Genomic DNA, 20,140 nt, shown 5'->3' on the forward strand with positions numbered 1-20,140 from the left:
CACCATGCGGATCGTACGCATCGGACAGGGATCGACGCAGACGCCCTCTGCGGACGTGATCGGCGCCAAGGCCGCCAATCTCGCACGCATGGCCAACTTGGGCCTGCCGGTGCCGCCGGCTTTCGTGCTGCCGGTGGCGCTGTGCGCGGCCATCGTGCGCGGCGAGCCGGGCGCGCGGCGCAAGCTGGAGGACGGGCTCGCCGAGGGCATCGCCTTTCTGGAGGCGGCCACCGGCCATCGGTTCGGCGATCGGCGCCAGCCCTTGCTGGTGTCGGTGCGCTCGGGGGCGGCGCGCTCCATGCCGGGCATGCTGGATACGGTGCTGAATGTGGGGTGCAGCCGCGAGGCGGTCACCGGACTGATCCGCATGACCGGCCATCCGCGCTTTGCCTGGGACTGCCGGCGGCGGTTCCTGGAAAGCTACGGCAGTGTGGTTCTTGGCCTGGCGGCGGAAGATCTCAGCCGTGCCCGTCACGACATTCTGACGGCGGAAGGCGTGAGCGACGAAACGGACCTGGATGGCGAGGCGCTGGAGCGTCTGGCGGACGCCTATGCCACGGTGATCGCCGGCGAGGATCATCTGCTCCCCGATGCGCCCATGGATCAGGTGCGGGCCGCGGCTCAGGCCGTCTATCGCTCCTGGACCAGCCCGCGCGCCCGCGCCTATCGCCAGATCGAGCATCTGGAGGCGCTCGAAGGAACGGCGGTCACGGTTCAGGCCATGGTGTTCGGCAATCGCGGCTTCACTTCCGGTGCGGGCGTGGCCTTCTCCCGCGACCCTTCCACCGGGGCATCGGAGCCGGTGATCGACGTGCTGCTGGCAGCCCAAGGGGAGGAAGTGGTCTCCGGCAGCCGCACGCCCGAGACCGAGTCGGCGCTGGTGCGCGCCGCGCCGGTGGCGGCGGCGCAATTGCGCGAGGTTCTGGTGCGCCTGGAAACCGCCTTCGGCGACGTTCAGGATGTGGAATTTACGGTCGAAGATGCCAAGCTCTGGATCTTGCAGACCCGCGCCGCCAAGCGCACCCCCCGGGCGGCGCTGCGCTTTGCCGTCGCCTTGGTGCAGGAGCGGCTGATCGAGCCGGCGGAGGCGCTTCGGCGCCTGGAGGGCGTTGATCTCGATGCGCTGGTCACCCAGCGTCTGGCGGATGCGGGCGCCATCGCGGCGACCGGAACCGGCGCCTCCACCGGCGTCGCGGTCGGTCGGGCCGCGTTCGATGCCGCCAGCGCCGAGCGGCTGGCCGCGAGCGGTGAGCCGGTCATTCTGCTGCGTCCGGATACCAGCACCTCCGACGTGGTGGGGTTCTCGGTGGCCGCGGGCATCATCACGGCGGTGGGCGGGCGCACCGCCCATGCGGCGCTGGTGGCGCGGCAAATGGGCAAGCCCTGCATCGTCGGCTGCGCGGCGCTGACCGTGGACGCACTGCATCACAGCGCGGAACTGGCCGGGCATGCGCTCAAGGAGGGGGACTGGCTCTCCATGGACGGCGATGCCGGCACCGTGCAACTGGGGCGGGCGCAGGTGGTGAGCGAGAAGCCGGAGGCCGATCTCGCCCAGGTGGCGATGTGGCGGAGCCACAGCCGGGAAGCGGCCTGCGCCTGACTTTGCCTGGCGGTGCGTCAGCGGGGAACACGGGCGCCGAGTGGCGCCCGTCTTGTCGTCGTGCCCTCAGGCTTGCGGCAAAGGGTGATGCTCAGACGATTTCGTCGGTCCACACCTTGAAGCTGACCAGCGAATTGGGGCCGAAGGTGTGGGTGATCGGCACGTCCGAGGCATCGCGGCCCTGGGCGATCAGCACCCGGCCGATGCGCGGGATATTGTTGCGCGCATCGAACGTATACCAGCGCCCGTCGAGGAAGGCCTCGAACCAGCCGGCAAAATCCATCGGGCCGTAGGGCGGCGGCATGCCGATGTCACCGAGATAGCCGGTGCAATAGCGAGCCGGAATGTTCATGCAGCGGCAGAAGGCGATGGCCAGATGGGCATAGTCGCGGCACACGCCCTTGCGCTCGTTGAACACTTCCCATGCGGTCATGGTGGGGCGGGCGTGCTCATAGCCGAACTGGATATGGTGATGGACATAGTCGCAGATCGCCTGCACCCGGGGCCATCCCAGCGGCGTGTTGGCAAACAGCTCCCAGGCTGCGGTGGTGAGCCGGTCGGTCTCGCAATAGCGGCTGCCCAGGAGATAGACCAAGGTCTCCGAGGGCAGGTCTTCCACGGCGGACTGGCTGGCCCAGGGCACCACCACATCCGGCAACCCCGTGTCGCGGATCAGGCCATCGGCGGAAATGCGGAAGCGACCGGCGGGCGCCACGATGCGGCTGCACCAATTGCCGAAGCCGTCGCGGTACGGCGTGATGGGAACGGACGGGCTGGTGGTCAGATAGTCGGGAATGATGATGTCGGAGGCGCGGGTGAAATGGGCACCCAGCACCATCACCATCGGGGTCGGCTGCGGGAAGTCGTAGATAAGCTCGTATCCGATGCGGATTTTCATCCCGCCTCCTCGTGGCGGTTCCGGCGGTCGGGAGACCGCGCCTTCCTATGCGGCCACAGGTCATCCTACGACACGTTTTATTCACCGCGCACCCATTTGCTGCACTGCAAAGCTTAAATAGTTCGGCATTGGATTCCCGTGTGCCGCAGAACAGTGCGAAAAACGGATGTGGTGGATCCAGGTCACGGCCCGCAGCCCTTCTTGCGGTGAGGGATCGGCACCGCGTCCGCACGCTTGCCCCGCGCGCGCCCTGTCCGCCGCCTTCGGCCTGTGCCATCGTCGGCGCCGCTCGCCCTGCCACCGGAGCCACACGCGGCAAGAGGGGACCGATGCCGGAACTTGAAGCGGGCCCGGAAACGGGGCCACATGCGGGGCCGGACATCGGGCCAACCGCTGACCGCCCGATCATCGCCCTCCACGGTGTGCCGGTGGATGATGGCGCCAGTCGCCCCGGTGCCGGTCTGGGGCCTGCGGCCTTGCGCATCGCCGGTCTCGCCGCGCGCCTGGAGGAACTCGGGCATCGGGTCACCGACCATGGCGATATCCTGCTGGACGGCCTGAGCGCCTATCTGGTCCCGCCCTCCCGCAGCGCGTCCGACTATGCCACCTCGCCACGGGCGCGCCAGGAGGCCGTCCTGGCGCTGGCCCGCCGCACCAGTGCGCAGGCTTGTGCCAGCCTCGCGGCCGGCGCGTTGCCGGTGTTCCTGGGGGGCGATCACAGCCTGTCCATGGGCTCGGTGGCGGGCGTGGCCCGCTATTGCCAGACCGTCGGGCGCCCGCTGTTCGTGCTCTGGCTCGATGCCCATGCGGATTTCAATACCCCCGACATCTCGCCCTCCGGCAATCCGCACGGCATGGTCCTGGCGCTGCTGTGCGCGGAGCCGGCGTTCGCGGCCGATGTGGATGCCAGCTGGCATGCGCCGCTGAACCCGGAGAATGTCACCATCCTCGGCGCCCGCTCCCTGGACCGGGAGGAGCGCAACCTGCTCGCGGCCCGCGGCGTCGATGTGGTGGACATGCGCCTGATCGACGAATGGGGCGTCACCGCGCCGCTGCGCCGCCTGCTGGAGCGGGTGGCGGCGGCGGGCGGCCACCTGCATGTGAGCCTCGACGCCGATGTCATGGACCCCGGCCTGGCGCCGGGCGTGGGCACCCCGGTGCCGGGCGGCCTCACCTATCGCGAGGCGCATCTGGTCATGGAACTGCTCCATGACAGCGGCCTGGTGGGCTCGCTGGATCTGGTGGAGCTGAACCCGATCCTGGATCACGCCGGCCGGACCGCCGATCTGCTGGTGGATCTGGCCGGAAGCCTGTTCGGGCGCCGCATCCTTGAGCGGCCGCCCGCCCGCCACCGCTCAGGCGGGTAGGAGCTTTCCGTGCCGCTCCGGCCGGGCGACGGCGCCGGCCACCTTGCCGACGACCTTTCCCGGCCAGGCATAGGTCTGGCTGTGGCGGGCAAACAGAATGCCGTCGGTGCCCGCCGTGATGTCCACCTGCGGTCCCAGCGGATCGATGATCCGCGCCACCACCTCGCCGGCGCGCACCGTCGCGCCGAGCTTGGCGATATAGGATACCAGCCCGCCCATGGGCGCCTTCAACTGCTGCATGGCCTCCAGACCGGTGGCGTCACAGAGCGCGGCCGGGGCCGGGGAGGCCGCGCCGGCAACGACGCCACGGCGCTGGAGAAAGCCCAGCAAGGCGGCGGCGGTGGCATCGGCATAAGCCTCGTCCACATCGTCATTGCACCCCAGTTCCAGGGTGGCGGACAGGCAGGCGGGCGGAATCGGATGGTCGGGATAGCGCTTCGCCAGCGTCCACCACGGGCCGCCACAAGCCTCGTCGAACGGATGGCCGCCGGAGACTTCCGCCAGCAGCACCGCCTGCGCGGCGATGTCGGCTGCCAGGTCCTGCGCCCCCGGCCATAGGGGCGTGCCGAGATACATGTGCGGCACCGCCTGATTGTCGGCGTGGAGATCGAGGGCGAAGTCGGCGTCGTGGGCCAGGGTCAGCAGCAGGTGCCGCAGGGCATCCACCTCCCGCGCCGGGACCATGTCCTGCGCCATGCGGGCGAGCGCCGCCGTCATGGCCGCGCGGATGGCGGCGATGTTCGCCTGCGGGTCCGGCCCCAGCTGCGGGCCGATGTCGTCGCCGATCTCGGCGGCGAGATCGGCATAGTCGCGATTGAAATTGCCGAGGCTGCTCAGATCATAGCGCCCGAGCAGAAAGCCGCTGACCTGCTGGGCAAAGCCGATGGGATTGGCCAGCGGCAGCACGACGATCTCGCCGAGGATCTCGCCCCGCGCGGCGGCCTCTTCCAGGCGGGCGGCCAGCGCGCGCAGCACCAGCATGCCGGGAAACTCATCCGCATGCAGACCCGCCTGGAGATAGGCCTTGGGGCGGGCCCCCGGCGTGCCGAAGCGCAGCACGCGCACCGCGCGCTCCGTGCCCGGCGCGGCGGCGGGCAGGGGAAACGTCTCCCGCAGAACCGGAGAGGGCAGAACCGGAGAGGGGGTGTGGGGGTCCATGGTCGATCCTCGCAGCGCGGCGCCCGAATGCGTCCCCGCTTCCTAGACCTCCGGCACGGCGAGGGCGAATCCCCGGTAGGCCGCCGGCTACAAGCGCGCGACGATGAAGCGCGAGCCGCCGAAGGGCAGGGATGCACCGGCGGCGATGAGGCGCCGCTCCAGATCCAGCGCCATCTCGAACCCCCGGTCCACCGCGCGCGGCAGGCTGTGTTCGGCGCTGGGATCGAACGGGGCATCCGTCCGCTCCATCATGCGCTGCAGGAACATCAACGGCAGCAGCGACGACACGAAGGAGGTATCGCGCACGAGGGTCAGACCGGCCGCGACGCATTTCTCCGCCAGTTCGCCGCGCCGATAGCGCCGCTTGTGATGGGAGTAGACATCCACCCGGCTCCACAGGAATGGATGCTGCGGCACCGACAGCATCACGCCGCCACCGGGCGCCAGCGCCGCTACCATCCGCTCCAGAACCTGCGTGTCTTCCTCGATATGCTCCAGCACGTCGAAAGCGCAGATCAGGTCGAATTCGCGCGCGAACGGAATGGCGCGCGCATCCATCTGCAGCAGCTCGACCTTGCCGCCCAGGCGCCGGGCGGCGTGGGCGAGGCCGTTGACGTAGATTTCGCTGCCGCTGATGGCGGCCTGCGGAAGCGCCTCGCCCAGCGCCCGGGTCACATAGCCGGTGCCACAGCCCAGCTCCAGCACCCGGCCGGCGCGGGGGAAATAGCGCCTCGCCAGATCCTGGATCAGGCGGTTGCGGGCGCGGAACCAGAAGCTGCCGTCCTGAAGCGTGTCCAGATTGTCATGGGATGCGGCCGCCATGCCGTCGTTCTCGGTGGCCAGGTCCGGCGCGAAACACGGGAAGCCGTCGATGCGGACGGGGGAGAAGCCGCAATGGCCGCAGTGCCAGTCGGCGTCAACCTGCGTGCTCTGGCACTGGAGACAGAGCCTCATGCGCATCTTCCTCGCGTTGGACGGGCGCGGGCAGGCGCCGGGCGGGGACCCTGGAACCACCATCGGCAGCGGCGCGGATCTGCTGCGCGATGTAGCCGTGGCGTCGGGCGGATGCAAAGCCTAAAGGACATGTGGACAAGGCCGCGCCGCTTTCGCGCGTGCCATTGCACGCCGTCTGCCCGGCTTTTACTTTGCCGCGCAACCGTAAGGTGAAGGCACGGCGTCCTGCTGAGCCGACCACGCTGTGCGCGGCGCTGGGGCGCATGTGCCGTGGAGGGCTCGGTGTTTTGACGCACCTGACATCGCGCGCGCAGGACGCAACGGCCGCTCACGCAGCGCTGTCGGCCTCAGGCCCCATGGATCGGATCGCCGGGCATATGAGACGCCTGCCAACCGGCGTGCGCATCCGGCTCGTGTTCGCTTTCATCGTCGGTGCGCTGATCGATGCCCTGCTGCTCATGGCGGCAAGCCCGATCCATCCGCTGGGCCTGCTGGTGCCGCTGGTGGGCGCCGGGATTCTGACGACCTCAGGCGAACTGCTGCTGCTGCTGTTTGGCGTCCACCGGCTCAAAGGATGGCTGCCGGCGGCCTTTGTGGTCGGCACGACGCTTACCAGCATGGTCATGCTGGTGCCGACCATGGGGTTCCTGTGGTCGGCGCAAACGGCCTTCTTGGCCTGGGGCGCGGTGGTGCTGCTGGCCGCCATGGCCCTGCGGCGCCTGTGGGCGAGGGCACCCGCTCTGGCATGGCCCGATGCCGCCATTGCCGTGCCGCTGGCCGTTTGCGTGGGGTTCTTCTGCCGTCATTTTGCCGGCGCCCTGCCCACGGTGATGGCCACGGAACACCTGCCCACCTGGCTGGATTACTTCGCCCACGGCACGGTCATCGCCTCCTTCGGCAGCCCATTGGCGGTCCATGTGGGCGATATCATGCTGCCCGGCGTCGCGCGGGTGTTCTATCACTACGGCCCGTTCATGCTGCCGGCGGCGCTGAGCGAGGTGAGCGGCCTGTCCGGCCTCGGTCTGGCGACGGCGATCCTGCTGCCCCTGGGCGTGCTCGTGGGCCTGTGCGGGCTGTTCGTGCTGGCGGCGGAACTGGGCGGCACCGGCTGCGCCCTGGTGGCGCTCTGGCTGCTCATGTGCCTGCCGGACGCGGCCCAATACGGCCTGCGCAACGGCTTCCTGGGCTTCCACTGGATGATTTTCACCGGCCCCGGCTCGGCCTTTGCCATCGGGGCCGCGGCGGTGGCCTATGCCTGCGCGGGGCAGTGGTTCGCCGGGCGCCGCGTCGGGCCGCTGCTGCTCGCCGCCGTGCTGACGCTCATGTTGATCATGATGCGGGTGCATATGTTCATGCTGATGGCCCCGGCGCTGCTGGGGGCGGTGGTGCTCGCCGCCCTGCCGCCGCCCTGGCGGACACGGGTGTTCTGGGGCGGCCTGGGGCTGGCGGTTGGCCTGACCATCGCGCTGGTGGCGGGGGGGCTGGGCACCGGCCTGCTGCAATGGACCAAGGGCGCGGCCTACGTCACCTTCGCCTTCACCAACGGGCCGGAGCCGTTTGCCGCCTTTCTCCGCGATCTCGGCGCGGTGGGGGGCACCCTTTTGGGCGGCCTGCTTCTGCTGCCGGCGACGCTGGGCGCATGGACGCTGGCGCTGCTTGTGGCGCTCATCGCCGAAACACGCGCCGGCCGCCTGCAGCCGGTGGACACCGTGCCTGCACTGATGTGCATCGCCTATCTGCTGCTGATCTTCTGGGCGCCGGAGGCCGGCAATAACGACGTCACCGAATATAAGCAGCGCCACTTTGCGCTGCTCTATGCCGTCGTCGCCATCTGGAGCGCGGTGCGCCTCCTGTCCGTGGTCGGGGTCGGACGCGGTCTGGCCGGCTGGCCCGCCGGCCGCGCCGTGGCCGCGACAGGTCTTGCCTGCCTGGCGACCCTGTTCGTCTTGCGCGGTGTGGATCCGGCGCGTCCGGCGGATGTCATGGGCTGGGCGCGCGGCTTCTACGACACCAAGGTCGAGCCGGGCATTCCCGGTGCCGCGACCTTCCTGCGCGCCCACCGGGCGCCGGGCGACATGATGATGGTGGGCGGCGGCGGCGCCAAGGCCGGGCTCAGCGGCGCGGCGCTGGAACTCGTCAGCATGACCGACATGCCCAGCTATGTGGGGCGGATCGAGCAGGCGGTGGCCACCCGGTCGCCGGACATCGTCGCGCTGGTGAAGGCCCGGGCGGCGGATCTCGCGGCGGTAGACGGCGCCTCGGACCGGCAGGCGGCTTTTGCCTTGCTTCGGGCGCGGAAGGTACGGTGGTATGTGGCCGTCGCGCCCGATCTGCCGGCCTGGGACAAGACGGGCGGGCAGGCGAGCTATCACGACGGCTCGGTTTTTCTCTATGACGCGAGTGGCGGCGAGACACCGCAGGCGCCGAGGGGGCAGCCGTGAATTTCAGGACCGATCAGACCGGCGATGGTGTGGCTGCGGCAGCAGTTCCACGCCCGGCCCCCCGGCTGGCCGGCATTCTGATGCGGGGCGGCAACAATTTCGACCTCATCCGTCTTGTGGCGGCCATGACGGTGATCTTCGGCCATTCGTTCTACGTGTTTCCCACCGGTGGGTTCCAAGAGCCGGTCACGATGCTGGTGAAGCGCAATTTCTCCGGCACCCTGGCCGTGGGTGTGTTCTTCTTCATCAGCGGGATGCTGATTTCCCAGAGCTTCCAGCGCTCCAACGCGCCGCTGCGCTTTGTGACCATGCGCGCGGCGCGCATCTATCCCGGCGCCATCGTCTGCCTGTTCCTGACCGTGTTCGGCGTCGGGGCGTTGGTCACGTCGCTGCCGGTGGGCCAGTATCTCACCAGCGCAGAGACCCTGTGCTACCTGCGGGACAATTGGAGCTTCTTTGCCCGCGGTGCCCTGTGTCAGTCGCTGCCGGGGGTGTTTGGCAGCAACCATTTTCCCACCGCCGTCAACGGCTCGCTTTGGACGCTTCAGTCCGAGATCGTCTGTTACATCTATGTCCTCGTGCTGGGCTGCCTGACCTGCCTTCGCTCCCCGGCGCGCATTCTGATCACCCTCGCCGCCATCCTCGCGCTGCATGCGGTCGCGCCCCACTGGGTGCCGTATTTCTCCGACGACCACTACACCGACACGCTGAAGGTCGGGCTGTTCTTCATGGCCGGTGTCGCCGCCTTCGCGGTGCGGGACTGGCTGGTGATCCGCCTGCGCTATTTCCTGCCGCTGGCGGTGGGGGCGGCGCTGCTCCAGGGCACGGCGGTGCAGGAATATGCGCTCTATACCGCGCTGTTCTATGGGGTGCTGGTGGCGGCAGCCGCGCCGCGCCTGCGCCGTCTGGTGCTGCCGGGGGACTATTCGTTCGGGGTCTATATCTATGGCTGGCCGATCCAGCAGTCGGTGCAGCATTTCTGGCCGGAGCTGACCTCCTATCCCAGCAACCTCATCTGCATTCCCGTGGCCCTGCTCGCCGGCTATCTGTCCTGGACCTTGGTGGAGCATCCGGCGCTGCGGGGGGCGGAAAGTTTGGTAAAAGGCGGGCAGAAGCGCTTCGATTCTTTGCTAAGTAAGACGGCGAGCCTTCCATTCAGCCCGCTCAGGAAGCCGCCCCGGGAGAAATGATGCCAGGACCGATCAGCTTCAACCGCCCCACATTGGTGGGCGAGGAGTTCGCGTATATCCGCGAGGCCTTGGAGCGGGCGCATCTTTCGGGCAACGGGCGTTTCACCCATCGCTGTCAGGCGCTTCTGGAAACGCAGCTCGGCGGTGGACGGGCGCTTCTGACCCATTCCTGCACCGCGGCGCTGGAAATGTCGGTCATCCTCGCCGACATCGCCCCCGGCGATGAGGTGATCATGCCCTCCTTCACCTTCACCAGCACCGCCAATGCGGTGGTGCTGCGCGGTGGGGTGCCGGTGTTCGTGGACATTCGCCCGGACACGCTCAATCTGGACGAGGACCTGCTGGAAGCGGCCATCACCCCGCGCACCAAGGCCATCTTCGTGGTCCATTATGCCGGCGTGTCGGCACAGATGGACCGCATCATGGAGATCGCGGGACGCCATAAGCTGGCGGTGCTGGAGGATGCGGCGCAGGCCATGCACGCGGCCTTCAGGGGCCAGCCGCTGGGCAGCTTCGGCGCCTTCTCGGCCTTCAGTTATCACGAGACCAAGAATGTCATCGCCGGCGAGGGCGGGGCGCTGGTGGTGAACGATCCCGAGGCGGCGGTGCGGGCCGAGATCATCTGGGAGAAGGGCACCAACCGGGCGCAGTTCCAGCGCGGCGAGGTGGCCAAATATACCTGGGTGGACATCGGCTCATCCTATCTGCCCAGCGAGATCACCGCCGCCTTCCTGCTGGCGCAGCTGGAAGCCGGGCCGGCCATCACCGCCCGGCGGCTCGTGGCCTGGAACCGCTACCATGACGCGCTGATGCCGCTGGAACAGCGCGGCCGGCTGCGGCGGCCGGTGGTGCCGGACGACTGCACCCACAACGGCCACATCTATTACGTCCTGGTGCCCCGCGCCGCGGATCGCGACCCGGCGCTGCGCGCCCTGGCGGCGCGCGGCGTCAATGCGGTCATGCACTATGTGCCGCTGCATTCCTCTCCGGCCGGATTGCGCCTTGGCCGCACCGACGGCCCGCTGCCCCAGACCGACGATCTGTCGGCGCGGCTGATCCGCCTGCCGTTGCACCCGCAGCTGGAGGCGGAGGCGCAGGCGCAGGTGGTGGCGGCCCTGGACGAGGTGCTCGGTGGATAAGGCCGCCGCCGGCGCCGGCACCGCGCGCACGGTCGTCATCACCCAGTCGAATTATCTGCCGTGGCGCGGCTATTTCGACATGCTGCGCAGCGCCGATGAAGTGATCCTGCTGGACAGCGTCCAATACACCCGGCGGGATTGGCGCAATCGCAACAAGATCAAGATCGCATCGGGCACCGCCTGGCTGACGGTGCCGGTGGAGGTCAAGGGCCTCTACCATCAGGCCATCGACGAGACGCGGGTCTCCGACCCCGCCTGGGCGGACGGCCACCGCCGCGCCATCGACCTGGCCTATAAGCGCGCCCCGCACCATGCGGCGGTGTCCGGCTGGCTGGACCCGCTGCTGGCCAGCGTCGCCGCCGAGCCCATGCTGTCGCAGATCAACGAGGTGCTGCTGCGGGCCATCTGCGCCCGGCTGGGGCTCACCATGCCGATCCGGCGCTGCACCGACCTCCTGGACAAGGAGGCCATGCGCGAGATGGACCCCACCGAGCGCCTGGTGCAGCTGGCCCAGGCGGCGGGGGCGACGCGCTATCTCAGCGGCCCGGCGGCCAAGGCCTATCTGGACCCGGCGCTGTTCGCCGCGCGCGGCATCGCCGTGGACTGGATGTCCTATGCGGGCTATCGCGACTATCCCCAGCTCTGGGGCGCCTTCGAGCCGCAGGTGTCCATCGTGGACCTGCTGTTCAATACCGGCGACGATGCGGCGCGGTTCCTGGACCGCGCCGACCCCGCCTGACCCGCACCGAGGCACTGATGGCATTCGTCACGATCGACCCGCCGGGCACCTTCTGCATGCAGGAAGCGTTGCGCGACGTGCTGAAGACGCGACCGGGCCGGACCTTCCTCGACGTGGGCTGCGGCGGCGGGGGCATGTCGAAGCTGCTGTGCGACGCGGGCTGGACCGGGGTGGGCGTGGATTTCTCACCTGCGGCCGTGGCCATCTCCCGGCAGGTGCTGGCGGATCACATCGCCGCCGGCCGCTACAGCCTGCATGCGGGCGACGTGCTCGATCTGCCGGCGGATTTCGCCAAGGTGGACCTGGTCATCAGCTACATGGTCATGGAGCATGTGGAGGACGACGTCGGCTTCATCCGCAAGATCGCGGCCTATGCCCGGCCGGGCGGCACGGTGATTCTCGGCGTCCCCGGTCGCCGCGACCGCTGGTCGGTGGAGGACGAGACGGTGGGGCATTTCCGCCGCTATGACCGCGGCGATCTGGAGCGCGTCCTGCGGGCGGCAGGCCTGCGCGAGGAGACCGTGTGGTCCATCGCCGTGCCGGTGGCCAATCTCCTGTTCAATCTCAGCGTCTGGCTGATCGGCCGCAGCGGCGAAACCGCCAAGGCCGGCCAGAGCCAGCGGGTGCAGACGGAAACCAGCGGCATCCGCGAGATTCCCTGGAAGACGGTGTTCCCGTCCTGGGTCCGGCTGATCTTGAACCGCACCACCCTGTGGCCGCTGTTCGTGCTGCAACGCTGCTTCTACGGCACCGGCCTCGGCATCACCATGATGGCACCGCGCGGGTGCCCGAGCCCGGCGACTGACGCATCGGCTATTTCGCCTTGCGCTGGCTGATGAACTCCTCCACCGAGCGCGCGGTGGGGTGGTTGAAGCCTAGCAACTGGCGGATCTTCGGATCGGTGGAGAAGTCGTCCCCGAGATAGGCCGGCAGGTCGATCTGCTGGCGCATCATGGCGATGGTGTAGACATGGTTCACCGCTCGCCGGTCGGCGGCGCTGCGGTTGGTGCCGCCGCAATGATAGACCATGCAGTCCAGCACCAGGAAGCTGCCCGCGGGCGCGGCGATCTGCTTGGCCTGAGCCGCGATCACCGGGTCGGAGGGGAAGGCCTCCTGCTTGTGCGAGGCCGGGATGACGAAGGTCGCGCCATTGTCCAGCGTGAACGGATCCAGGCAGAACAAGGCGTTGATGGCCAGCGGACGGGTGCTGACGAAATGCTGGTAGGGCAAGTCGCGATGATAGGCCGACTGGCTGTAGGTCTTGGCGCCGGCCGGATTCACTATGCCGTTCTGCTGGTTGAGGATGAAGCCCGCGCCCATCAGCCGCTCGCACAGCTCCAGGATGCGCGGATTGCTGGCAAGCGCGAGGAACAGCGGATCGTCCGCCAGCGGGCAGCGCAGCAGGTCCACCTCGCCGATGGCGCGCAGGCGTTCCACGTCGGTGCTGGCATGGTTCGCCGCGTGGATGGCATTGAAGCGGGCGCGCAAGGCCTCCAGCTGGTCGGCATCCAGGCCGCTGTCCACCACCGCATAGCCCAGCAGCCCCAGTGTTTCCGCCGCCTCGTCCAGGCTGGTGTGGGCTTCGTTGGCGATGCGCACGCCATAACGCAGGAAAGGGGAGGGTCCGCTGATGGCCATGGTGCTCTCGGCTCGGGGCTGCCGCCACGCGGAGGCTTACGCACCCCCGCGCAGCGGGTTATAGACGCACATTGACCCCCCGCAAAGTGAACGGCGCGGCCGCATGAAGCTTTCCATCGTTGCCACGCTCTACCGCTCGGCCGCCAGCATTGTCGAATTTCACGCCCGCGCCATGGCCGCTGCTGCCGGGGTCGCCGACGAAGTCGAGATGATCCTGGTCAATGACGGGTCGCCCGACGACAGCCTGGCCCTGGCCCTGGAGATCCAGGCCCGCGATCCGCGCGTGGTGGTGCTGGATCTCGCCCGGAACTTCGGCCACCACAAGGCCATGATGACCGGTCTCGCCCACGCCTGCGGCGAGCTGGTGTTCCTCATCGACAGCGACCTGGAAGAGCCGCCGGAACTGCTCCAGCGCTTCCATGCGGACATGATCGCCGGCGACTGGGACGTGGTGTTCGGCGTGCAGGCCAGCCGGAAGGGCGGGGTGTTCGAGCGCGTCACGGGCGCCGCCTTCTTTCGCCTGGTGGAGGCGTTGAGCGACCAGACCCTGCCGCGCAACGTGGTCACCGCCCGCCTGATGCGGCGGGACTATGTGCAGGCCCTGGTGCAGCACCGGGATCGCGAAATGCAGATCTCGCATCTGTGGGTGCTCACGGGCTTTCGCCAGCACGCGCTGCAGATCGAGAAGCTGTCGCTCTCCCCCAGCACCTATTCCCTGCGCCGCAAAATCGAGATGGCGGTGAAGCACATCACCACCACCTCCACCAAGCTGCTCTATCTGGTGCTGTATTTCGGCGGGGCGGTGTGTGCCGGGTCGCTGTGCTTCATCCTTTATCTCGTGGCGCGCTATCTCACCCATGGGGTGGGCGTCAGCGGCTATACCTCGTTGATGGTCTCGGTCTGGTTCTTCGGCGGGGCGACGGTGCTGATCCTCGGCATCATCGGCATCTATATCGCCAACATCCTGTCCGAGGTGAAACGCCGCCCCTACACCCATATGCGCGCCATCTACCGGGTGGATCCGGCCACCGGACAGCCATGCGCGCGGCCCCAGGCGGGCGAGGAGTTCATGCTGTGAGCGCCAAGGACGGCATTCTCGACGCGGTCGGCGCCTATTACAGCGGCAAGCTGGCCGAGCACGGGCCCACCCCGCGCGGGGTGGACTGGAAGGACACCGAAAGCCAGCATTTGCGTCACAGCCAGTTCCTGCGCCTGCTGGCGCAGGACCCGGACGCCAGCGTGCTGGACGTGGGCTGCGGCTATGGGGATTTCCTGCCCTTCCTGCGCGCTGCCGGCCATCGCGGGCGCTATATCGGCTGCGATGTGGCAGCCCCCATGGTGGCGGCTGCGCGCCAGTTGCATGGGGAAGGGCCGGACCACAGCTTCATCGTCGGCGTCGCCCCGGAAGGCGCGGCCGATTATGCCATCGGCAGCGGCATCCTGAACGTGATGCGCGGCTCCACGCCGGAGGCGTGGGCGCACTATGTGCGAGCCACCATTGAGACCCTGCATGGCGCCGGACGGCGCGGCTTCGGCTTCAACATGCTGAGCCTGGTCTCGGACCCGGAGCGGCGACGGGCGGACCTGTTCTATGGCGATCCGGTGGGCGTGCTGGCGGATTGCATCGCCCGCTATGGCCGGCATGTGGCGCTGATGCAGGATTACGGCCTGTGGGAATTCACCATGATCGTGCGCCGGCCCACGCCCTGACCATGGACGGATCGAGATGCGGTTCCGATCCGGGGGACGCCCTCTGATCGGAGCGTCGTCTAGCCTTCTTCCCACACCGCGATGCCGAAGCCGGAGGCGCCGTAGCCCCGGCCGTTGAACAGCATCCAGCGCCGCCCGGCCTGCTCGAACACGGCGGGATAGGTGAGGGCGCCGCCCTCCCAGCTCTCGCCATCGGCATGGATTCCTGCGGGCACGCGCTGCCAGGCGGCTCCATCGGTGCTGATGGCGCGCCCAATCGTGTACGGCGTCTCCAGCCCCCGCGCGGCGAAATACATCTCGAAGCCGCCGTCCGCCTGCGCCAGCACGCTGGGACGGACGGTGGCGATCTCCTCGCCTTGCGGCGGCAGGCAGATCTCCGGCGCGCGGCGCCAGTCCAGGCCATCGGTGGAGGTGGCGGCGCGGATGGCGTGGCTCATGTCCGCCTGGGTAGCGCCCCATTCCAGATGGGTGCCGTACCACATGCGCCAGTCCTGCGGGCCGAGGCGCAGCACCCAGGGATAGGACAGGCTGTAGGGATCCACCGGCCCCCGATCCAGGATCGGGCCGAGGAAGCGGCGCGCGAAGCGGCCCTCGCGGGCGCTGCCGAAGGCGACGCCGATGGCATTGCGCCAGGGCACCGCGCCGCCCACGTTCCAGCCCATGTAATAGAGCCGGTCTTCCGTCTCGCCGGGGACGATGCAGCCGATGCCGATGCCGGCATCGTCAAAGGCGCCGATGCCACCGGGGGCCAGGACGGGATCGGCGCTCTGCGCCTCCACTCGCGGCACATCGCCCAGCCGCACCACCAGCGTGCCCACGGAGGACCGGTTGGCCGCGTCGCGGCCACTGTAGAAGATCCGCACCAGATCCCCGTCCAGCGGGTAGGGCACGGGCAGCGCCGCGTGACTCACCAGGGCGGGATGCCCGCCCGTGGGGCCGGCGAACACCAGACCCAGCTTGCGCCAGGCGCCCGTCTGGACGCCGGTCATCAGATGCCCCGCAGCCGGTGGCTGGGCACGGGCGAAATCTCGGTGCCGCGGGGCGCCACCACGCTGCCGTCGGGCAGATTGTCCAGCACCAGGGCGCCGGCCCCGAGCACGCAGCGGGCGCCGATGGTCACATGGTCGCGCACGGTCACATTCACCCCGACAAAGCTCGCCTCGCCCACCCGCACGCCGCCGGAGACCACCACATGGGACGCCATGAAGACATTGTCCTCGATGGTGGAGTGATGGCCGATATGGTTGCCGCTCCACAGCGTCACATTGGCGCCGATGCGGGCGAACGGCTGGATGACGTTGTTTTCCAGGATGAAGCAATTGTCGCCGTGGGTGAGGTCGGCAAACGTCGTCGCCCGGCTGCTCACATAGCTGGCCAATTGGTAGCCCATGGCGCGGGCCGCGGCGGTCTTGGCGATGCGCACCGCATTCAGCTTGGCGTAGCTGATGGCCACGAACAGGTCGAAGCGGTCCGGCGGATAATGGCTCGCCACCTCCTCGAACGGCACCAGCGGGCGATCGAGATAGGTGCTGTCCTTGACGAAGGCGGCATCGACGGTGAACGCCGCCACCCGCCGGGACGAATCGTGGGTGAAGTAGAAGTCCGCGAGCGCGGCAATGTCGCCAGCGCCAAAGACCACGATCTCCTTCATGTCCGATCCTTCATGGCAGGCGGGCGGGGCCTGGACTGACGCTCAGGACTGGCACCGTGCCCGGCTTTAAACCAGGAGCCCACGCTTGTCATGGCGACGCCCGTGCGGCAAGTGTGTTTCCAGCGCGTGACGTGCGCCCCTCCCCAGGAAGCCTCATGGACAAGTATTTCTTCATTGCCGCCACCTTGGCCCTGACCGTCTATGGCCAGATCATGATGAAGTGGCGAGCGATGACCCTGGCGCCGGCCCTGCCGGGGCGCAAGATCGATTACCTCATCACCATGTATACCGACCCCCTGGTGCTGTCGGTCTTCGTCTGCGCGCTGGGGGCCAGCGTGTGCTGGGCGTTGGCGATCGAGCGTATGCCGCTGACGCTGGCCTATCCCTTCATGGCCCTGACCTTTGCTCTGGTGCCGCTGGCCAGCGTTCTGCTGCTGCGGGAAAGCCTGTCCGTCATGCAGATCGTCGGCGCGGCGCTGATCGTGGTCGGCATCGGCCTCAGCGCCGTGACGACCTGAGGCGACAGCCCAACGGCGCAGCGGCGCGAGACGTCGCGCGCGTGGCGGCGGAGGGATGACCTCCCCGTCTTGATGGACGGCAAGGACGTCGGATCGGAAGCGGGTGCTTCGCGCGCGGCGGGTGCGGTGTGATTTGGTGCCGGTTGCCATCCACGACTCGGCACGGTGCCATCGATTGCGCTGGAGCGACGGTATTTTCCTATGACGGGGGCGTGGACAAGCTCGGGCCTGCCGCAGAAACTCGGCGCCGGGATCATGGCCGTGGCGCACCGCTGGCGGGTGCCGCCATGGCCGGTGTTCGGGAGCCCGCATGACGACCGCAACCACCCAGCAGCGATGGTGCGCCGTGTTTGCCGGCAGCGGCGCGCTGGGCATGATCATGATCGACGCCACCGGCACGGCGGTGGCGCTTCCCTCCATCCAGCGCGACCTGATGCTGAGCCACGGCGCCCAGCAATGGATCATCACCCTCTATGCGCTGACCGTCGCGGCCGCGATCGCAACCGGGGGGCGGCTCGCGGATGTCTTTGGCCGCGACCGCGTCTTCCGCACCGGCGTGGCGCTGTTCGCGGCAGGCTCTCTGCTTAGCGGCCTCTCGCTCAACCTGCCAATGCTGCTGTCCGGCCGTGTGCTTGAGGGGCTGGGAAACATCCTAATGGCCCCCGCCGCCGCGCTGCTGGCCACCGAGGCGTTCGGCCCCGCGCAGCGTGGCCGGGCCATGGGCATCTATAGCGGCCTTGGTGGCCTTGCCATGGTGGTCGGCCCCATCGTCTGCGGCGCCCTGGTCCAGGCCGGTGGCTGGCGCTGGGCCTTCTTCGTCAACCTGCCACTGGCCGCCGCCACGCTCCTGACGCTGCGCGCCGCGGGACCCGCGGCACCCGGCCCGCGCGGCGGCACCTTCCGGCCGGCCCACAGCCTGCTGCTGGCGGCGGCGCTGGGGCCGATCGTACTGGGCCTCCAGCAAAGCCATGTCTGGGGCTGGACATCGCCGCTGACGCTCGCCCTCGTCGCTCTGGGCGCTGCCCTTCTGGTGCTCTTCATCCTCGGGCAGCGACACGCCGACGAGCCGCTGGTGGATATGCGCCTGTTTGCCGACCGGCAATTTGCCGCCGACAGCATCGTGCTGTTCTGTGCCCAGTGCGCGCTTGTGGGTCAGTCGGCCTTCGGGGCCATCTATCTTCAGCGGATCCTGCACTTCACGCCGCTGCAATCCGGCCTGGCCATGCTGCTGTTCCTCGTGCCGCTGATGGTCTGCGCGCCCCTGGGCGGCCTGCTCTATGACCGCCATGGCGCGAAGCTGCCCGTGGTCGCCGGCCTGACCCTGGGAACGCTGGGCCTGTTGTGGGAAACGCAGGCCCTGCCACGCGCCGACTTTGTGCTGATGATGCCCGCCCTGGTCGCAACAGGCGCGGGCATGGGCCTCGCCTTGTCGCAAACCTATACGGACGGCACCGCGCGCGCCGCCGAGGGGCAGCGCGGCCGCGCCTTCGGCGCCCTCGACACGGTGCGGCAGATGGGTGGCGCCATCGGCATGGCGGCCATCGGCACGGTGGTCGCCGGCATGGAGCGCGGCCGGTTCCTTGACATCGCGGCTGACGCGGCGCCGGAGGGCGCGGCGCGCAGGGCGCTCGAAGGCCTCATGGAGCAGGCCGTCTATGGCCGGCCGGAGGCAGTGGAGGCGCTGGTGGCGCAATGGCCGGCGGTCGCGTCCGCGCTGCGTCTCAGCGCCGCCCGGAGCATTGGAGACGGCTATTATGTCGGAACCGGCATGGTGGCGCTGGGCCTGCTCGCCGCCGTGCTGTTGATGCGCCGCAAACCCGCCGCGCCGGCCATCGTCAAGGGGGTGTCGTGATGCGCGTCGTTCTCGCCACGCTCGGATCGTTCGGCGATCTCTATCCCATGCTCGCGATCGGGCAGGCCCTGCGCGCGCGCGGTCATGACCCGATCATCGCGGCCCCGCCGGTCTATGCCCCGCGCGTGGCGGCGCTCGGCCTGCCCTTCCATCCCCTGCGGCCGGATTTCCCCCCTGACGTGTTGATGGAGATTTTCGGCGATCCGGTGCATGGCGGGCGGCGGCTGTTCCTCGACCTCGTCTTTCCCCATGTCCGGGAGACCTATGAGGATCTACTGGACGCCACCGAAGGCGCCGATGCACTGGTCGTGGGTGAGCTCGTCCATGTGGCCCGGCCGGTCGCGGCGCGGCGCGGCCTGCCCTGGGCGAATGCCATGCTGGCGCCCTCCACAATGATGTCCGCGCTGGATCCCAGCGTACTGACCTGGTTTCCGGCGGGCTATCACCTGCGCCATCTCGGGGCCTGGCCGCAGCGTTTGCTGTTCCGCCTCATCCGCCGCCAGACGACGCGATGGGCCGGGCCGCTCCTGGCGCTTCAGCGTGAAACGGGGGTGGGCACCGGCGACATCATGTTCACCGACAAGTTCTCGCCCGATCTGGTGCTGGCGCTGTTTCCGCGTGTCTTCGGCGCGCCGCAACGAGACTGGCCGGCTGCCTCCGTACAGACCGGCTTTCCTTTCTTCGCGCAGGAGGCGAGCCCCGAGACCGCGGCGCGGATCGACGCCTTCCTCGCGGCCGGCTCTCCGCCGCTGGTGTTTACGCTGGGCACCACAGTGGTTCATCTGGCGCACGACTTCTACCAGATCGCCGCGGATACGGCCCGCGCACTGGGCCGTCGCGCGATCCTGCTCATGGGCAAGAACCCGCCGCCGGACGCGCCCGCCGATCGGGTGCTGGCGCTGGATTATGCGCCGCATTCCAGCCTGTTCCCCCATGCCGCGGCCGTGGTGCAGCATGGCGGCGTCGGCGGCTGTGCGGAGGCGCTGCGGGCCGGCGTGCCGGTGCTCACCATTCCCTTCGCCTTCGACCAGCCCGACAATGCGATGCGGATGCGCCGCATGGGCGTAGGGGCGGTGCTCCCACACACGAAGGTCAACCGGGTCACCCTCGAACAGAGCCTGCGCGCGGTGCTGGACGATACGGAGCTCGCCGCCCGCGCCAAGGCGGTGGCGCGCGAGATCGACCCCGAGGCGGACATGGCGCGCACCGTGGCGGCGATCGAGGCCCTTCGGGTCAGCCCGGGGCAGCGCAGCTCCGCCACGCTGCCGTACGCCGAACACTGATC

Annotated in this window: 18 protein-coding genes; 12 read left to right on the forward strand and 6 right to left on the reverse strand. The window is 68.9% G+C overall.

Annotated elements, in window-relative coordinates; all coding sequences use genetic code 11:
• Positions 1–4: 4 nt before the first annotated feature.
• Positions 5–1,600 carry a PEP/pyruvate-binding domain-containing protein gene (locus AAG816_RS07380; RefSeq protein WP_341988932.1) on the forward strand — a complete coding sequence of 532 codons (1,596 nt, stop codon included), beginning with the start codon at positions 5–7 and terminating at the stop codon, positions 1,598–1,600.
• A gap of 91 nt (positions 1,601–1,691) precedes the next feature.
• On the opposite strand, the gene AAG816_RS07385 is transcribed toward AAG816_RS07380, so the two are convergent.
• Positions 1,692–2,498 carry a transglutaminase family protein gene (locus AAG816_RS07385; RefSeq protein WP_341988933.1) on the reverse strand — a complete coding sequence of 269 codons (807 nt, stop codon included), beginning with the start codon at positions 2,496–2,498 and terminating at the stop codon, positions 1,692–1,694.
• Between the two features lie 329 nt (positions 2,499–2,827).
• On the opposite strand from AAG816_RS07385, the gene rocF reads away from it, so the two are divergent.
• Positions 2,828–3,865: an arginase gene (rocF, locus tag AAG816_RS07390; RefSeq protein ID WP_341988934.1), complete on the forward strand. Its 1,038-nt coding sequence runs from the start codon at positions 2,828–2,830 to the stop codon at positions 3,863–3,865.
• Here rocF and AAG816_RS07395 read toward each other — a convergent pair.
• Positions 3,854–5,023: a succinylglutamate desuccinylase/aspartoacylase family protein gene (locus AAG816_RS07395; RefSeq protein ID WP_341988935.1), complete on the reverse strand. Its 1,170-nt coding sequence runs from the start codon at positions 5,021–5,023 to the stop codon at positions 3,854–3,856. The genes rocF and AAG816_RS07395 overlap by 12 nt on opposite strands.
• 87 nt (positions 5,024–5,110) lie before the next feature.
• Positions 5,111–5,977, reverse strand: a complete 867-nt coding sequence (locus tag AAG816_RS07400; RefSeq protein ID WP_341988936.1) for a class I SAM-dependent methyltransferase — start codon at positions 5,975–5,977, stop codon at positions 5,111–5,113.
• A 377-nt stretch (positions 5,978–6,354) separates the two neighbouring features.
• On the opposite strand from AAG816_RS07400, the gene AAG816_RS07405 reads away from it, so the two are divergent.
• Genes AAG816_RS07405 through AAG816_RS07425 form a run of 5 tightly spaced genes read left to right on the forward strand, consistent with a single transcriptional unit; the run spans position 6,355 to position 12,322 of the window.
• Positions 6,355–8,418 carry a hypothetical protein gene (locus AAG816_RS07405; protein ID WP_341988937.1) on the forward strand — a complete coding sequence of 688 codons (2,064 nt, stop codon included), beginning with the start codon at positions 6,355–6,357 and terminating at the stop codon, positions 8,416–8,418.
• Complete coding sequence (locus tag AAG816_RS07410; protein ID WP_341988938.1) at positions 8,415–9,608, forward strand: acyltransferase; 1,194 nt, start codon at positions 8,415–8,417, stop codon at positions 9,606–9,608. Before AAG816_RS07405 ends, AAG816_RS07410 begins: the two co-directional genes overlap by 4 nt.
• Positions 9,608–10,747, forward strand: a complete 1,140-nt coding sequence (gene rffA / locus AAG816_RS07415; RefSeq protein WP_341988939.1) for a dTDP-4-amino-4,6-dideoxygalactose transaminase — start codon at positions 9,608–9,610, stop codon at positions 10,745–10,747. The genes AAG816_RS07410 and rffA overlap by 1 nt, the downstream gene beginning before the upstream one ends.
• Positions 10,740–11,486 (forward strand): WbqC family protein, encoded by a 747-nt coding sequence (locus AAG816_RS07420; RefSeq protein ID WP_341988940.1) that lies wholly within the window; start codon positions 10,740–10,742, stop codon positions 11,484–11,486. The genes rffA and AAG816_RS07420 overlap by 8 nt, the downstream gene beginning before the upstream one ends.
• Before the next feature lie 17 nt (positions 11,487–11,503).
• A complete protein-coding gene (locus AAG816_RS07425) occupies positions 11,504–12,322 on the forward strand; it encodes a class I SAM-dependent methyltransferase (protein WP_341988941.1) in 819 nt (272 codons plus the stop codon).
• On the opposite strand, the gene AAG816_RS07430 is transcribed toward AAG816_RS07425, so the two are convergent.
• On the reverse strand, positions 12,300–13,124 hold the full coding sequence (locus AAG816_RS07430) for a phytanoyl-CoA dioxygenase family protein (RefSeq protein ID WP_341988942.1): 825 nt from the start codon (positions 13,122–13,124) through the stop codon (positions 12,300–12,302). The genes AAG816_RS07425 and AAG816_RS07430 overlap by 23 nt on opposite strands.
• A 103-nt stretch (positions 13,125–13,227) precedes the next feature.
• Between AAG816_RS07430 and AAG816_RS07435 the strand changes: the two genes are divergently transcribed.
• Together AAG816_RS07435 and AAG816_RS07440 are read left to right on the forward strand one after the other, a co-directional pair.
• Entirely contained in the window at positions 13,228–14,202 is a 975-nt protein-coding gene (locus tag AAG816_RS07435) for a glycosyltransferase family 2 protein (protein ID WP_341988943.1), read from the forward strand.
• Positions 14,199–14,834, forward strand: coding sequence for a class I SAM-dependent methyltransferase (locus AAG816_RS07440; protein WP_341988944.1), 636 nt, complete (start codon positions 14,199–14,201; stop codon positions 14,832–14,834). Before AAG816_RS07435 ends, AAG816_RS07440 begins: the two co-directional genes overlap by 4 nt.
• A 59-nt stretch (positions 14,835–14,893) precedes the next feature.
• On the opposite strand, the gene AAG816_RS07445 is transcribed toward AAG816_RS07440, so the two are convergent.
• Positions 14,894–15,823 (reverse strand): hypothetical protein, encoded by a 930-nt coding sequence (locus AAG816_RS07445; RefSeq protein WP_341988945.1) that lies wholly within the window; start codon positions 15,821–15,823, stop codon positions 14,894–14,896.
• A complete protein-coding gene (locus AAG816_RS07450) occupies positions 15,823–16,485 on the reverse strand; it encodes an acetyltransferase (RefSeq protein ID WP_341988946.1) in 663 nt (220 codons plus the stop codon). Before AAG816_RS07450 ends, AAG816_RS07445 begins: the two co-directional genes overlap by 1 nt.
• Positions 16,486–16,640: 155 nt before the next feature.
• Here AAG816_RS07450 and AAG816_RS07455 point away from each other — a divergent pair, with 155 nt between their 5' ends.
• The 3 genes from AAG816_RS07455 to AAG816_RS07465 all read left to right on the forward strand — a co-directional run bounded on the left by AAG816_RS07455 (position 16,641) and on the right by AAG816_RS07465 (position 20,138).
• Complete coding sequence (locus AAG816_RS07455; protein ID WP_341988947.1) at positions 16,641–17,003, forward strand: EamA family transporter; 363 nt, start codon at positions 16,641–16,643, stop codon at positions 17,001–17,003.
• Positions 17,004–17,313: 310 nt separating this feature from the next.
• Positions 17,314–18,855, forward strand: a complete 1,542-nt coding sequence (locus tag AAG816_RS07460; protein WP_341988948.1) for an MFS transporter — start codon at positions 17,314–17,316, stop codon at positions 18,853–18,855.
• Positions 18,855–20,138: a glycosyltransferase gene (locus tag AAG816_RS07465; RefSeq protein ID WP_341988949.1), complete on the forward strand. Its 1,284-nt coding sequence runs from the start codon at positions 18,855–18,857 to the stop codon at positions 20,136–20,138. Before AAG816_RS07460 ends, AAG816_RS07465 begins: the two co-directional genes overlap by 1 nt.
• Positions 20,139–20,140 lie beyond the last annotated feature (2 nt).

The sequence above is a fragment of the Azorhizobium sp. AG788 genome (assembly GCF_943371865.1).
In the GTDB taxonomy this organism is placed as follows: Bacteria; Pseudomonadota; Alphaproteobacteria; order Rhizobiales; family Xanthobacteraceae; genus Azorhizobium.

Bases quoted from the DNA above. Each gene is read 5' to 3' on its own strand.
- AAG816_RS07445 (WP_341988945.1), bottom strand. From the start codon at position 15,823: ATGACCGGCGTCCAGACGGGCGCCTGGCGCAAGCTGGGTCTGGTGTTC.
- AAG816_RS07400 (WP_341988936.1), bottom strand. From the start codon at position 5,977: ATGAGGCTCTGTCTCCAGTGCCAGAGCACGCAGGTTGACGCCGACTGG.
- rffA (WP_341988939.1), top strand. From the start codon at position 9,608: ATGCCAGGACCGATCAGCTTCAACCGCCCCACATTGGTGGGCGAGGAG.
- AAG816_RS07450 (WP_341988946.1), bottom strand. From the start codon at position 16,485: ATGAAGGAGATCGTGGTCTTTGGCGCTGGCGACATTGCCGCGCTCGCG.
- AAG816_RS07465 (WP_341988949.1), top strand. From the start codon at position 18,855: ATGCGCGTCGTTCTCGCCACGCTCGGATCGTTCGGCGATCTCTATCCC.
- AAG816_RS07435 (WP_341988943.1), top strand. From the start codon at position 13,228: ATGAAGCTTTCCATCGTTGCCACGCTCTACCGCTCGGCCGCCAGCATT.
- AAG816_RS07455 (WP_341988947.1), top strand. From the start codon at position 16,641: ATGGACAAGTATTTCTTCATTGCCGCCACCTTGGCCCTGACCGTCTAT.
- AAG816_RS07430 (WP_341988942.1), bottom strand. From the start codon at position 13,124: ATGGCCATCAGCGGACCCTCCCCTTTCCTGCGTTATGGCGTGCGCATC.
- AAG816_RS07385 (WP_341988933.1), bottom strand. From the start codon at position 2,498: ATGAAAATCCGCATCGGATACGAGCTTATCTACGACTTCCCGCAGCCG.
- AAG816_RS07425 (WP_341988941.1), top strand. From the start codon at position 11,504: ATGGCATTCGTCACGATCGACCCGCCGGGCACCTTCTGCATGCAGGAA.
- AAG816_RS07395 (WP_341988935.1), bottom strand. From the start codon at position 5,023: ATGGACCCCCACACCCCCTCTCCGGTTCTGCCCTCTCCGGTTCTGCGG.
- AAG816_RS07460 (WP_341988948.1), top strand. From the start codon at position 17,314: ATGACGACCGCAACCACCCAGCAGCGATGGTGCGCCGTGTTTGCCGGC.
- rocF (WP_341988934.1), top strand. From the start codon at position 2,828: ATGCCGGAACTTGAAGCGGGCCCGGAAACGGGGCCACATGCGGGGCCG.
- AAG816_RS07405 (WP_341988937.1), top strand. From the start codon at position 6,355: ATGAGACGCCTGCCAACCGGCGTGCGCATCCGGCTCGTGTTCGCTTTC.
- AAG816_RS07380 (WP_341988932.1), top strand. From the start codon at position 5: ATGCGGATCGTACGCATCGGACAGGGATCGACGCAGACGCCCTCTGCG.